Below are 13760 nucleotides of genomic sequence, written 5' to 3'. Positions count from 1 at the left end.
ATGAAATTTATACCTTATGGTAAGCAGTGCATCCAAGAAGATGATATAGATATAGTTATAGAGACTCTAAAGTCAGATTTTTTGACTACTGGTCCAAAAGTAAAAGAGTTTGAAAATGCTATAAGCACTTATTGTGGAGCAAAATATGTAGTAGCCGTTTCAAATGGAACAGCAGCACTACATCTAGCTTCTTTAGTTTTACTAAAAAAAGATGATAAGGTTTTAACAACTCCTAACTCTTTTTTAGCTACTTCAAATAGTATACTTTATGTTCAAGCAAAACCTATTTTTGTTGATATTTCTAGTGATGGGAATATTGACTTAGATATATGTGAAGAAGAACTAAAAAAAGATAAAAGTATAAAAGCAATTTATGCAGTTTCTTTTAGTGGTCGTATGTTAAATCAAGATAAATTGAAGTATTTAAAAAAGACTTATAATATAACAATATTAGAAGATAATGCTCACTCAATTGGTGCTGCTTATAATGGTATAAAATCAGGTTCTTGTACTAATAGTGATTGTGGAATATTCTCTTTTCATCCTGTAAAACACTTAACAACAGGTGAGGGTGGAGCAATTAGTACAAATTCTAAAGAAATCTATGAAAAACTATTACAACTTCGAACTCATGGAATGATAAAAACAAAAGATATGAAACCATGGGAATATGAAATGAGAGATTTAGGTTTTAATTATCGTATTACAGATATTCAATGTGCTTTAGGTTTAACACAATTAAATAAACAAGTTGATTTTCTACAAAGAAGATATGAAATAGCAAAAACTTATGATAAAGCTTTTAAAAATTCAATAGTAAAACCACTTTATACTTTTGATGGGAAGTCTTCATATCATCTTTATGTAGTTCAAGTTGATTTTACAAAACTATCTATCTCAAAAGTAGATTTGTTTAATCAACTAAGAGAAAAAAATATAGGAATACAACTTCACTATATGCCTATAAATAAACAACCATATTATAAATCTTTAGCATATGGAAATGAGATTACACCTGTTATGGATAAATATTATGAAGAGTGTTTTTCTCTTCCTATGTATCCATTATTAAGTAGCGAAGAACAAGAATATGTGATTAAAACATTATTTGAGGTTTTAAAATAATTATGAGAAAAAATACAGTAGCAATTATTCCAGCAAGAGGTGGAAGTAAAAGAATTCCAAAGAAAAATATAAAAGAGTTTTTTGGAAAACCACTTATTGCTTATAGTATTGAAACTGCATTAAAATCAAATTTATTTGAAAAAGTAGTAGTAAGTACTGATGATGAAGAAATTGCTAAAATATCTAAACAGTATGGAGCTGAAGTTCCCTTTTTAAGACCTCCTGAGCTTAGTGATGATTTTACAGGTACTGTTGATGTTGTTAATCATACTGTTGAGTATCTAGAATCACAAGGGGAAAGTTATGAATATATTTGTACTATTTATGCAACAGCACCTTTTCTAAAAAAAGAGTATTTAATACAAGGGTATGATAATCTAAAATCAAGTGATGTTATAAATGCTTTTAGTTCTACAACTATGCCTTTCCCAATTCAAAGAACTTTTAAACTTAATAATGAGGGACGATGCGAAATGTTTGCACCAGAACATTATATGAGCAGAAGTCAAGACTTAGAAGAAGCGTATCAAGATGCTGGACAATTTTATTTTACAAATAGAACAAGGCAAAAAGAATCAAAAAATAATATAGTATTTAGCGATATAAGTATTCCTGTTATTTTACCTAGGTATTTAGTTCAAGATATAGATACTTTAGAAGATTGGAAAAGAGCTGAGTTTATGTATCAGGCTTTAAAACAAAGTGGTGAAATTTGATGAATATTCTTTTTCGTGCAGATTCCTCTTCAAACATTGGTACAGGACATATTATGCGTGATTTAGTTCTTGCTCAAAAGTATGCAAAAAAAGGTGACCATATTATATTTGCTACACAAGAACTAAAAGGTAATATCAATCATAAAATCTTAGAAGCAAATTATGATCTAACAATATTAAAAAGTAATAATATCAAAGAAATTGATAAACTAATCAAAGATTTTAAAATAGATATGATTGTTATTGATCATTATGGTATTGATTATAAATATGAAAAGAAATTAAAAATTAATCATTCAAATTTAAGAATTTTATCATTTGATGATACTTATGAAAAGCACTATTGTGATATCTTACTTAATCATAATATAAGTGCGAATAAAAAGAAATATAAAGATTTAGTTCCAAAAGAGTGTGAACTTCGATGTGGAAGTAAATATACACTTTTAAGAGATGAGTTTATAAAAGAAAAGAAGAGATTAAAAAATAAAAAACAATTATCATCTCTAAAATCTAAACTGACAACAGGAAATATCTTTGGGTGCTCAATTTTTATCGCAATGGGTGGAACAGATCATAGTAATATAAATATCAAAATATTAAAAGTACTAAAAAAGTTTACCAACTTAGAAGTAAATCTAGTAACAACAATAGCAAACGAACATCTAAAAGAACTCAAAAAATACTGTAAAAATAAACCATGGATAAAGTTACATATAAACTCAAATAAAATAGCAAAACTTATGAATAAAAGTAATTTTGCCATAGTGACACCAAGTGTAACTGTAAATGAAGTGTATTTTATGAAACTTCCTTTTATAGCTATTAAAACAGCGGATAATCAAGTAGATATGTATGAGTATTTGAGAAAGAAAAAGTATTTGGTTTTGAAAGAATTTAATACAAAAAAATTAGAAAAAAAGATTATACTAATATGCAAAATATAATCATCACAACAATAAAAGAATGGAATATTGAGAATTATTTTAAAATAAAAGAACAATATAAAGAAGAATTTAATTTTCATTTAATTACTAATAAGGAAGAATTAACTTTAGAAACAGTTCACACTCTAGAGCCTAAATATATTTTTTTCCCACATTGGTCATGGGTAATTCCCAAAAAGATTTACGATAATTTTAACTGTGTTGTATTTCATATGACAGATTTACCCTATGGAAGAGGAGGAAGTCCTTTCCAAAACTTGATTATGAATGAAGTGTACGATACAAAAATATCCGCACTTAAAGTTGAAGATGGTCTTGATACTGGAGATATTTATCTCAAAGAAGATTGTAATATCAGTATAGGAAGTGCCCAAGAGAATTTTATCAAAATTTCTAAAATAGTATTTGAAAAGATGATACCTTCTTTTTTAGAAAATGACTTAAAACCTCAAAAACAAAGTGGAAAAATTACACAATTTAAAAGAAGAAAACCTGAAGATAGTAATATCCTAAAATTAGAGAATAAAAGTATAAGTAAACTCTATGATTTTATTCGTATGCTAGATGCAGAAGGTTATCCTAAAGCATATATGGAGCTAGAAAATATTAAAATAGAGTTTAGCCAAGTTCATCAAAAAGATAAAAAGTTAACAGGAAGATTTGAGATGATTGAAAATGAATAAAAAAATATTGATAGTTGCAGCTCATCCAGATGATGAAGTCTTAGGATGTTTTGGAACAGTTGCACGACTTATAAAAGAAGGATATGAAGCATACACTCTTATTTTAGGTGAAGGCAAAACAAGTAGAGATGAACATCGTATTATAGAGAATAAAAAAGATGAAATAGAAATATTAAATACTGAGATACAAAATGCAAATGATGCCATCGGTATTAAAAAAGTTTTTGTGGAGTCTTTTGCTGACAATAGATTTGATAGTGTTGATTTACTTGATATTATAAAAGTTATTTCAAAAGTAAAAGATGAAGTGAAACCAGATATCATCTTTACACATTATGAACATGATTTAAACATAGACCATCAAATAACTTACAAAGCAGTTGTAACAGCAACGAGACCTATGAGCGAAGAGTGTGTAAAAGAGATATATAGTTTTGAAGTATTGTCATCAACAGAATGGAACTATCCATTGTCTTTTTCGCCTGATGTATTTTTTGACATCAGTGATACTATAGAGTTAAAACTAAAATCGATGGAAAAGTATACTTCAGAACTATGTCAGTATCCACATCCACGAAGTTTAGAGGGTATTGAACTCAATGCTAAATATCAAGGGATGCGTGTAGGAAAGAAACATGTTGAAGCCTTTAAAAGTGTGCGAGTTATAAAATGAATTTGATTTTTAAAAACTTTACTGAATTAAACTATGAAGAACAAATTGCTATTTTAGATATAAGAAATAGTGACCATGTTAGATTGAACATGAAATCATCTGAAATCATTGGAATAGAAGATCATATACAATGGATAGAAAAATTGCGTTTGGATAAGCATAATATTTATTATTCAGTTTTCTACAATGAAGAGATTGTTGGTGCAATATATATCACAGCTATTAACTCTGAAAAAAAGAAATCAACTTGGGGATTATATTTTAAAGAGAAAACCAATCCTTTTATCTCTTCTATCTCGACATATCTTTTGATAGATAAAGTTTTTAATTTTTATCACTTAAATATCTTAAATTTAGAAGTTAATAAAAAGAATAATGCTGCTTATCAATTTGATCTGAGTTTTGGATTTGAAGTGATAGATGAAACAAAAGAAGATCACGAACAATACTATTTAATGAGTATTTCAAAAGAGAAATGGAATAAATATTCCAATACTTCTATGATGAAATTATTAAATAATAAAATAAAAAAGATCAATTATAAATTTATATAAGGTAAAATAATGAAAGAACAAATAAAAGAAACATATATGGAAGTATTAGAATTAACTGATTCAAAACTTTTAGTACCAAAGCTCACTGATGAAGTAGTGTTATTAGAAAGTGGATTGGATTCATTAGGCTTTGCTATTTTAGTGGCTACATTAGAGGAAAAGCTAGATTTTGATCCCTTTACAATGATGGATGAACCAATCTATCCATCAACTTTTGGAGAGTTTGTAGCTATCTATAAACAAATGAATCCAAATAAGTAAAAATATGAATAGTATTTTAGATTATATTGCTGATATTCCATCCTCCAGAGTAGCTTTTGTTACAAAGGATGATAGCTTTACATACAAAGATATTTTTGATTTATACATTTCAAATAAAGAAATTATAGATACATTATCAAATAGTTGTGTAGTTGTAAATGCAAGAGATCGTTATGAATTTTCTAAATTACTGTCAATTCTAGATGGAAAAGTCAAAAGAATTGTTTTTTTACCAGAAGATATTGAAACAAGTTTAATAGAAAGATATTATACAGAATCAAAAGCAACCTATGAAGTTTTTTTAGAAAACAATATATTAAAACTAAATGAGATAGATAAAAATAATATTTTAGAAAATATTTATGAAACACAATGGGTAGTCCCAACATCAGGAACTACAAATAATCCTAAGCTAATATCACATACTTTTGAAAGTCTTACAAAAACTTCAAAAAAGAATATTGAGCTAGGTTCAAAATATATTTGGGGATTAACTTTTGATATCTATAGATTTTCAGGTATTCAAGTATTTTTACAAGCATTATCAGGTGGTTCTAGTATCATTATTCCAGAATCAAATTACTCTATGAAAGAAACAATAGAACTATTTGTACAAAATAAATCTAATATCATTTCAGCAACTCCATCTTTTTGGAGAAAAGTACTTATGACAAAAGAATCAGATAATCTAAGTCTAAAAAGAGCAACTCTTGGTGGAGAAATCTCTGATCAAAGTATTTTGACAGCATTAAAAAATAAATTTAGAGATGTTAAACTGACTCATATTTATGCTTCAACAGAAGTTGGTGTTGGGTTCGCTGTTACAGATGAAAAAGCTGGTTTTCCACTTGAATATATAGAAAATGGAATTGGAGATATAAAGCTTAAAGTAGATAATAATTCATTGCTTTGGATTAATCCAGGTACAAAAATACAAAACTATATTGCAAAAGAATCTATGTATTCAGATGATGGATTTATCAATACAGGGGATTTAGTAAAGATAGAAAATAACCGTGTTTATTTTTCAGGAAGAGAATCAGGTAGTATCAATGTTGGTGGAAATAAAGTACAACCAGAAGAAATAGAAGCAACACTATTAAACTCAAACCTTGTACAAACAACTTATGTGTATGCCAAGAATAATCCAATGATGGGTTCACTAGTTTGTGCTGATGTGATACCAAAGGATTCAGAGATCGATAAGACTGTACTCAAAAAACAAATTTTAGAATATTGTAGAAAAAATTTGGAAAATTTCAAAATACCAGTACTGTTAAAAATAGTAAATGATATTGAAATAACACAAAGTGGAAAAATAAAAAGGAAATAAATATGGATTTAATTGTAGTAACTGGTTCATCAAAAGGTTTAGGACTAGCTGTTTGTAAAAGACTTTTAAATGAAGATTATAAAATAGTAGGAATAGCAAGAACTAAAAGTGATGAATTTAAAGAACTAGAAGAAAAATATAGTGATAAACTATTTTATATTGAATATGATTTTAATAATACAAAAGATATTCACATGTTAGTAAAATCTATCACAAAAAAACATGGAAATATTTATGGACTGATAAATAACGCAGCTTTAGGTCACGATGGAGTTTTAGGAACGATGCATGAAACCCAAATATCAGAACTAATCAGAGTCAACATAGAAGCTCCAATTCTTTTGACAAAATATGTAAGTCGTTCTATGCTTATGAAATTAAGAGGAAGAGTGATAAATATAGGCTCAATTATAGGAAGTACAGGTTTTAATGGTCTATCAGTATATGGAGCTACTAAAGCTTCGATGCAAGGATTTACAAAATCTTTAGCAAGAGAGCTAGGAAAAGCAAAAATAACAGTAAATACAATAGCCCCTGGATATATGCAAACAGCAATGACATCAGGTCTTCAAGGTGATAAGCTGGAAAGCATTAAAAGAAGAAGTGCTTTAGGTCATCTTGCAAATGTTAATGATGTATCAGGAACAGTTAAATATTTACTTTCTAATGATGCTCAAAATATCACAGGTACAACTATTACAGTTGATGCAGGAAGTACAGCTTAAAATGTACATTGGAGAAAAATAATGAAAATAGGTAAATTTGATTTAGAAAAAGATGGAACATATATCATCGCAGAACTCAGTGCAAATCATAATGGTAGTTTGCAAAATGCACTAGATACTATAAAAGCTGCTAAAGAAGTGGGTGCAGACTGTATCAAGCTACAGACATATACAGCAGATACGATTACACTTGATTGTAAAAAAGATGATTTTTTAATTACTCAAGGGACACTTTGGGATGGGAAATATCTTTATGATTTATACAAAGAAGCATATACACCTTGGGAATGGCATAAAGAGTTATTTGCTTATGCAAGAAGTATCGATATAGATATATTTTCTAGCCCTTTTGATAAAACAGCTGTTGATTTTCTAGAGCAGTTTAATCCATCTGCTTATAAGATAGCTTCATTTGAGATCACGGACTATGAGCTCATACGATACACCGCATCTAAAATGGAGCCTATCATCATCTCTACAGGAATAGCAACTATAGATGAGATACAAGATGCTGTCGATATATGTAGAAGTGTAGGAAATGATGATATCGTTCTTTTAAAGTGCACTAGCTCCTATCCAGCTCCACTTGAAGAAGCAAACTTAGCAACGATACCAAATCTTGCTCAAACTTTTGGAGTGATCAGTGGATTTTCAGATCATACTTTAGGAAGCACAGCACCTATAGCTGCAGTTACACTGGGTGCAAAAGTGATAGAAAAGCATTTTATCTTAGATAAATCTATAGGTGGACCTGATGCTGACTTTTCTATGGATAAGGAAGAGTTTAGTCAGATGATAAAAGCTATAAGAGATGTGGAGAAACTTATAGGTAAAGTTGATTATTCTATGAATGAAAAAAAGAAAAAAAGTAGGCAGTTTTCTAGATCTCTTTATATTGCAAAAGATATAAAAAAAGGTGAAGTGTTTACAGAAGAAAATGTAAGAAGCGTACGGCCTGGGTATGGAATGCATCCTAAGTATTTTGATGATATTTTGGGAACAGTAGCCAAAAAAGATTTTGAATTTGGCGAGAGACTTTAGACTTCAAACAGTCTATTTCATCTACACTTTCTGCTTTATAGATAATAATGTCAAGCATTTCAATTATTATCTATAATAAACTAATATTAAGAAAAGTATAATATAATTATTATTACTATTCTAAAGGAATCAAATGAAAAAAAATTACCCACTTTTAAATCTCATGTTAGAAGATATGAACAAACAAAATGAACTTTATAAACCAACAACATTTTGGGAGTATGGGTCAAGTTTGATTATCGATGAATTAGAAAAAAATGATATAAAAGATTTTAGAAATTTAACGATCACAAGATCTTTTTTTGTACCAGGATATAGTGCTGTGGAATATTTAGCAAATAGAGCTAAATTCGATGTGACTATAGATGAGTTTGATAAAAATGTTACTGATAAAAGATTTACAACACGATTACAAAGGCTATTTACAGGTGAAACGAGTGCTTTTAATGATTATCGTGTCTTGCAAGCTTCTAATATAGATAAAAAACCATATATAGATGCTGTATCAGAAAGTAATATTGGTAATCCAATAGAACAAGTCACTTTTAAAGGTAGAAATTTTTCGAGATCATTTCTGAACTATTTATTGGGGTTAAGCTTTTTAAAAAAGACTGTGGATACAAGTGATATTAAAACTATTATGGAAATAGGTGGTGGATTTGGTACTTTAGGAGAGATACTTTTAAAAGATAAAAGAAATGATGTATTTTATATAAATGCTGATATTCCCCCTGTAGGCTTTGTGTCTTCTTACTATTTACAAGAAGTTTTTGGAAAAGAAAAAATTGCAAATTACCAAGATACAAAAGATTTGGAAAATTTAGATATAGAAAAACTAAGAAATCAATATGATGCTTTAAATATATGCTCATGGCAAGTACCAAAATTAAAAGGAAAAATTGATTTATTTGTAAACTTTATATCTTTTCAAGAAATGGAACCAGATATAGTTCAAAATTATTGTAAATATATAGATAAATTAGAGCCTAAATATATCCTTTTAAGAAATATTTTAGAAGGGAAAAGAGTTCAAAGTAAAGATTATATGGCTGGAGTAAAAGAACCTATTTTAGGTGATGATTACAATATTTTTTTACCAAATTATGAACTAATAAAAGTAGATAGTGGAATTTTTGGTTTTGTCACTGAAGATGGATTTCATTCGCAATTAAGACTTTACAAACGGGCATAAAAGTTATTGATATCTTAATCATAGGTCAGACAAATTGAGTTATACTAAGTAATCATTATCAATCTATTCATTAGGTTTTAGTTTTGATAGATATAATAGTATAGTAATTAGAATATTAAAAATAAGGTTATTATTTATGTCATATGAACAAGCTCAAAAAGAATTACAGAATTCATTAACAACAACATTTTTAGCTAATCTTGCATTTTTAAGTGAATGCAATAATGAGCTTTATCAAAGAGTAGATGAATTATCAAAAATGATAGGAGAGGGAACTTATAAAGAGAAATATAGGTTAGAATTTATTATAGAAAGTGGTGATTTTGATATATATGATATATCTAATAATAAATATTTATATAATAAAGATCCTAAGAAAATAAATGATGAATTAATAAAAAAAATTGAATTTAATGAAAACAATTCAATTGCAATTCTTTCTAGCTATGCAAATATTAAGAACCCACCTAAAATTGAAAGAAAAAATAGATTTGATTATAATTATATGCAAGAATTATCGAATCTAACAATAAATGATATCTTTGAATATGAAAAGATTCTAAAAGATTCTTTATTAGATAATAAGAAAGAATTAAAAAAGATATCAAAATTTATATTTTTAGGAACCCTTCTTGGGAGACATATACCTAAAATCGCAAAAAAAGTTGATGCGGATCTTTACCTAGTTCTGGAAAAGAACCTTGAAATATTTAGACTTTCTTTATTTACTCTTGACTATAGTGTTCTAGCCGAAAAAGGAGTTGTCTTTTCTATTATGGATAAGGATTTTGATGAAGAGAAAATAAAGAGTTTTTTAGATGAAGGTCATTTAGAAAACTATTTGTTGAAATTTTCAACAACAAATATAAATGTAGAAGAATATATTGATAAAATACTTGCTAATTTATTACTAGCTAAACCAACACAATATGACTACAATAGACGACTATATACCCATATTAATAGAACTACAAAATATTTAGGAGACAAGTATAAAATATTACAATTTGATAGAATTCAAAACAATCTTGATTTTTTTGATAATATTCCTATTCTCTATATAGCTTCAGGTCCATCATTGGATGAAAATATTAACTGGATAAAAGAAAACCAAAATAAATTTTTTATTGTAACTATTGGGTCTTCATATAAAAAACTTCTTCAAAATGACATAAAAATTAATATGGTAACAACATTAGATGAACAATATGTTACTGTTGATGATAAACAATTTGATAATGAATCAGTATCTAAAATGGATAAAAATACTATTATATTAGCCTCAATGATAACAAACAAAAAAATATTGGAAAAATTCAATCAAAAAAATCTTTTCTTATATGAAGTTTTTCACCCATATATTGAGAATAATATCTCATTCTCTGGATTTAGTATAGGTGAGCTTACTTTGAATATATTACAAAAAATGAATGCAAAGGAGATTTATATTATAGGTCTTGATTTAGCATTAAATCAAAAAACTGGAGAAACTCACTCTAAGGGTTCAAACTCCATAATAACAAAACTGAATCTTAATAAAAAACAAAATAGAGATACTTTTAGTGGAAGAGAAAGCTTAATAAAAGTTAAAGGAAATATGAAAGATATCGTTTTCACTACATCTTTATTTTATAATTCTATCAAATCTTTAGATTCTATGACATCTAACCATGACGATGAAATAAAAATATTTAATTTATCATTAAATGGTGCATTTTTTAAAAATACAATTCCTACAAAAATTGAGAATATAAAAATAAATACTTTTAAAGAAATTAATAAAAAAAATAATTTAGTAATAGAATTAGAGAAATATATGACAAATAAACTACCTAGTCATTCAAAGGATATAATAAAAAAAGAAATCAACTATATTAAAGAAAATGTAGTAAAAATAACCTCAGAAATAAAAAATAAGGAATTTAACAATTGTAAATCTTTTATTGAAGACGCCTCTATGATATTAAAATTATTAGCAGAAAATAAGATAAAACTTTTTATTGTAATCCAAGAATATCATAGGATGATTCTCCCTCCAATAATTCACTATTTTAATCATAAAGAAATTAGAAATGAGAAAAAAATACTTAATAAAATAAAAGAAGTATATGTAAAACAAATAGAAAATATAATAAATGATTATATATTATGTTTAGAAAGAATTATAAATTAAATATAAAAAAGGGGAAGTAGAAATACTTCCCCTTTTTATATAGACATTCTCTTTATAATTATATTACTGAAGTAATCTAAGAACGTTTTGTTGAACAGTATTCGCTTGGCTAATTGCATAAGAACCAGCTTGAGAAATAATGTTTTGTTTATTAAAGTTAGCAGATTCTTCTGCATAATCAACATCTCTAATAATAGATTCAGCAGCAGTAACATTAGTAGATTGAGTCATTAAGTTTCTAACCGCAGATTCAACTTGGTTTTGAGTAGACCCAATGTCACCTCTATATCCATTTAGTGTAGTAATAGCATTATCAATACTAGTTTGCATATCACTTGCCATAGTTCTTGTTAAACCAGTACCCGAATATGTTGCAGAAGCTGTAAGTGTTGTTCCTGATGCACCATAAGTTGCAGAAGCTGTCATAACTCTTGCTTCTAAGTCAGCTAATGTTGTTAAACCAAATCCACTTGTATTTGCTTTGATTGCAGTATTTGTGATTTCATCACTAGCTTTTTCTCCTACTTGGAATGTTAATCCATCAGAAGATGCTGTATCACTTGAACCAGCTTGTAATAAAACAGTACCATTATAATTAGTTTGTTCTGCAATATTATCTAATTGTTCTAATAATTTAGTAATATCTTTTCTAATAGATTCTCTACCATCATCAGAAGTAGTATCAGTATTAGCTTGAATTAATTTAGCTTTAACAGTATCAAGAATATTTGATTGTTCAGCCATAGATTTATCAGCAATTTGTAATAAAGTTACAGCAGAATTACCGTTTGCAACACCTTGATCAATTGAAGTAGCTTGAGTTCTAAGTTTATCAGCAATAGCTAAACCAGAAGCATCATCAGAAGCTTTATTGATTTTAAGACCAGTAGATAATTTTTCTAATGAACTTGTAATGTTGTTTCCAGTATTAGTTGCTGCTTCTTGAGCAGTTAAAGATGAAACGTTAGTATTAATAATCATAATTAAATCCTTTTTGTTATGACGACATTGTGATATAAAATCACCTCAAAAAACCTTCTTGTTTTACCAAGCATAGAAGAAAAATAAGTTTTTCTTCTTCGGAATCAATCGATACCTAATTTGTATATAAAGAATTATGACACACCAATTCTTAAATTTAGATTAAAATAATATTGTTTTTATTTAACCTTTCTTAAAATCACACCTGTTTCAATATGATGAGTATAAGCAAATTGATCAAAAAGTGCAAAGTTTTCTATTTTATGAGTTTTTGTTAATTCTTCTAGATCTCTATGTAAAGTTTCAGGATTACATGAAACATATATTATTTGATCAAAATCTTTTACTAATGCTCTTGTAGTATCATCAAGTCCTGCTCTTGGAGGATCTACAAATATAGAATCAAAATTATAATCTTTTAGATTAATATCTTTAAGTCTTGAAAATACTCTTTTTTCTTCTAAAGCTTGCACAAACTCTTCTGCACTCATTCTAATAAAGTCTATTTTTGTATTGTTATTTAGTTCGCAGTTTACTTTTGCTGATTTAATTGATGTTTTTGATATTTCTGTTGCTAAAACTTTTCTAAATTTACTTGATAATGGAATAGTGAAATTTCCACCACCACAGTATAACTCGCAAAGGTCTTTGTTTGAGTTTTTGATATTATCTAAAACCCATTGAATCATTCCTATATTTACTTTTGTATTTGGTTGTGTAAATCCACCTTCTATATATCTAAAGTTATAAGAAGTATTATTTATAAGCAGTTTTTCATCTATGTAATCATTTTCTAAAACAACTTTTTGTTTTCTTGATCGACCAATTATTTTGATATTGAATTTTTTTGATAATTCTAGTGCTAAAATATTCCAATCAACTTCTAGTTTTTTATGATAGATAAGAGTTACTAGCATATCTTTTGTACTAGAGTTTAAAAACTCAATTGCAAATAGTTTAAAGCTAAGTGTTTTATTTTTTTGTATTTCTTCTAATAGTTTTGGCATTAGTTCTTGTATTTGTGAACTTACTATTTGACAGGAATTGATTTCTAATACATTTTTATCTACACTTGTCATTGCATAAGATAGGGTTGCTCTATCTTCTTCATCAAAGTTTTTCCATATTTTAAATTCAGCTCTATTTCTGAAATTTTGTTCATCACTTTTTACAATATCAAGATTGATATTTGAAAAATCACTAAAGTTTGAGAACCGTTCCTTTTCTCTTTGTATTTTAAAATCTAACTGTCCATCATAACCAAGATCATGTATTGTACATGAGCCACATTTGCCAAAATATTCGCAATTCATCAACTATCCTCTATTATTTAATACGATATTATATTCAATTGAT

Annotated in this window: 14 protein-coding genes; 12 read left to right on the top strand and 2 right to left on the bottom strand. The window is 27.4% G+C overall.

The annotated features are described in order from the left end of the window. The 12 genes from pseC (at position 1) to D9T19_RS10260 (ending at position 11423) form a co-directional block, all read left to right on the top strand. The gene (gene pseC, locus D9T19_RS10315; RefSeq protein ID WP_121628153.1) at positions 1–1125 is read left to right on the top strand and encodes a UDP-4-amino-4,6-dideoxy-N-acetyl-beta-L-altrosamine transaminase; all 1125 of its coding nucleotides are present in this window, start codon (positions 1–3) and stop codon (positions 1123–1125) included. A 2-nt stretch (positions 1126–1127) separates the two neighbouring features. Then, positions 1128–1841 (top strand): pseudaminic acid cytidylyltransferase, encoded by a 714-nt coding sequence (gene pseF / locus D9T19_RS10310; RefSeq protein ID WP_121628152.1) that lies wholly within the window; start codon positions 1128–1130, stop codon positions 1839–1841. Continuing rightward, positions 1841–2788, top strand: a complete 948-nt coding sequence (pseG, locus tag D9T19_RS10305) for a UDP-2,4-diacetamido-2,4,6-trideoxy-beta-L-altropyranose hydrolase (protein WP_121628151.1) — start codon at positions 1841–1843, stop codon at positions 2786–2788. The genes pseF and pseG overlap by 1 nt, the downstream gene beginning before the upstream one ends. Then, positions 2776–3471: a formyl transferase gene (locus tag D9T19_RS10300; RefSeq protein WP_121628150.1), complete on the top strand. Its 696-nt coding sequence runs from the start codon at positions 2776–2778 to the stop codon at positions 3469–3471. Before pseG ends, D9T19_RS10300 begins: the two co-directional genes overlap by 13 nt. Further along, entirely contained in the window at positions 3464–4144 is a 681-nt protein-coding gene (locus tag D9T19_RS10295; RefSeq protein ID WP_121628217.1) for a PIG-L deacetylase family protein, read from the top strand. The genes D9T19_RS10300 and D9T19_RS10295 overlap by 8 nt, the downstream gene beginning before the upstream one ends. Continuing rightward, positions 4141–4698 (top strand): UDP-4-amino-4,6-dideoxy-N-acetyl-beta-L-altrosamine N-acetyltransferase, encoded by a 558-nt coding sequence (gene pseH, locus D9T19_RS10290; protein WP_121628149.1) that lies wholly within the window; start codon positions 4141–4143, stop codon positions 4696–4698. Before D9T19_RS10295 ends, pseH begins: the two co-directional genes overlap by 4 nt. Positions 4699–4707: 9 nt before the next feature. Next, the gene (locus D9T19_RS10285; protein WP_121628148.1) at positions 4708–4959 is read left to right on the top strand and encodes a phosphopantetheine-binding protein; all 252 of its coding nucleotides are present in this window, start codon (positions 4708–4710) and stop codon (positions 4957–4959) included. A 4-nt stretch (positions 4960–4963) separates the two neighbouring features. Continuing rightward, positions 4964–6292 carry an AMP-binding protein gene (locus D9T19_RS10280; RefSeq protein ID WP_121628147.1) on the top strand — a complete coding sequence of 443 codons (1329 nt, stop codon included), beginning with the start codon at positions 4964–4966 and terminating at the stop codon, positions 6290–6292. A 2-nt stretch (positions 6293–6294) separates the two neighbouring features. Then, on the top strand, positions 6295–7017 hold the full coding sequence (locus D9T19_RS10275) for an SDR family NAD(P)-dependent oxidoreductase (RefSeq protein WP_121628146.1): 723 nt from the start codon (positions 6295–6297) through the stop codon (positions 7015–7017). Positions 7018–7038: 21 nt separating this feature from the next. Next, on the top strand, positions 7039–8058 hold the full coding sequence (gene pseI, locus D9T19_RS10270; protein WP_121628145.1) for a pseudaminic acid synthase: 1020 nt from the start codon (positions 7039–7041) through the stop codon (positions 8056–8058). A 133-nt stretch (positions 8059–8191) separates the two neighbouring features. After that, positions 8192–9250 (top strand): putative sugar O-methyltransferase, encoded by a 1059-nt coding sequence (locus tag D9T19_RS10265; RefSeq protein ID WP_121628144.1) that lies wholly within the window; start codon positions 8192–8194, stop codon positions 9248–9250. Between the two features lie 136 nt (positions 9251–9386). Beyond that, on the top strand, positions 9387–11423 hold the full coding sequence (locus D9T19_RS10260) for a motility associated factor glycosyltransferase family protein (RefSeq protein ID WP_121628143.1): 2037 nt from the start codon (positions 9387–9389) through the stop codon (positions 11421–11423). A gap of 63 nt (positions 11424–11486) precedes the next feature. Here the strand turns inward: D9T19_RS10260 and D9T19_RS10255 are convergent, their stop codons facing one another. Further along, positions 11487–12404: a flagellin N-terminal helical domain-containing protein gene (locus D9T19_RS10255; RefSeq protein ID WP_121628142.1), complete on the bottom strand. Its 918-nt coding sequence runs from the start codon at positions 12402–12404 to the stop codon at positions 11487–11489. Positions 12405–12583: 179 nt separating this feature from the next. Next, positions 12584–13717 carry a tRNA (uridine(54)-C5)-methyltransferase TrmA gene (trmA, locus tag D9T19_RS10250; RefSeq protein ID WP_121628141.1) on the bottom strand — a complete coding sequence of 378 codons (1134 nt, stop codon included), beginning with the start codon at positions 13715–13717 and terminating at the stop codon, positions 12584–12586. Positions 13718–13760: the final 43 nt, after the last annotated feature.

The sequence above is a fragment of the Poseidonibacter antarcticus genome, assembly GCF_003667345.1.
Taxonomy (GTDB): Bacteria; Campylobacterota; Campylobacteria; order Campylobacterales; family Arcobacteraceae; genus Poseidonibacter; species Poseidonibacter antarcticus.
Note: the sequence above shows the minus strand (reverse complement) of the source record. Positions and strands in the feature narration are given on the sequence as shown.

Bases quoted from the DNA above. Each gene is read 5' to 3' on its own strand.
- pseC (WP_121628153.1), top strand. From the start codon at position 1: ATGAAATTTATACCTTATGGTAAGCAGTGCATCCAAGAAGATGATATA.
- pseF (WP_121628152.1), top strand. From the start codon at position 1,128: ATGAGAAAAAATACAGTAGCAATTATTCCAGCAAGAGGTGGAAGTAAA.
- pseG (WP_121628151.1), top strand. From the start codon at position 1,841: ATGAATATTCTTTTTCGTGCAGATTCCTCTTCAAACATTGGTACAGGA.
- D9T19_RS10300 (WP_121628150.1), top strand. From the start codon at position 2,776: ATGCAAAATATAATCATCACAACAATAAAAGAATGGAATATTGAGAAT.
- D9T19_RS10295 (WP_121628217.1), top strand. From the start codon at position 3,464: ATGAATAAAAAAATATTGATAGTTGCAGCTCATCCAGATGATGAAGTC.
- pseH (WP_121628149.1), top strand. From the start codon at position 4,141: ATGAATTTGATTTTTAAAAACTTTACTGAATTAAACTATGAAGAACAA.
- D9T19_RS10285 (WP_121628148.1), top strand. From the start codon at position 4,708: ATGAAAGAACAAATAAAAGAAACATATATGGAAGTATTAGAATTAACT.
- D9T19_RS10280 (WP_121628147.1), top strand. From the start codon at position 4,964: ATGAATAGTATTTTAGATTATATTGCTGATATTCCATCCTCCAGAGTA.
- D9T19_RS10275 (WP_121628146.1), top strand. From the start codon at position 6,295: ATGGATTTAATTGTAGTAACTGGTTCATCAAAAGGTTTAGGACTAGCT.
- pseI (WP_121628145.1), top strand. From the start codon at position 7,039: ATGAAAATAGGTAAATTTGATTTAGAAAAAGATGGAACATATATCATC.
- D9T19_RS10265 (WP_121628144.1), top strand. From the start codon at position 8,192: ATGAAAAAAAATTACCCACTTTTAAATCTCATGTTAGAAGATATGAAC.
- D9T19_RS10260 (WP_121628143.1), top strand. From the start codon at position 9,387: ATGTCATATGAACAAGCTCAAAAAGAATTACAGAATTCATTAACAACA.
- D9T19_RS10255 (WP_121628142.1), bottom strand. From the start codon at position 12,404: ATGATTATTAATACTAACGTTTCATCTTTAACTGCTCAAGAAGCAGCA.
- trmA (WP_121628141.1), bottom strand. From the start codon at position 13,717: ATGAATTGCGAATATTTTGGCAAATGTGGCTCATGTACAATACATGAT.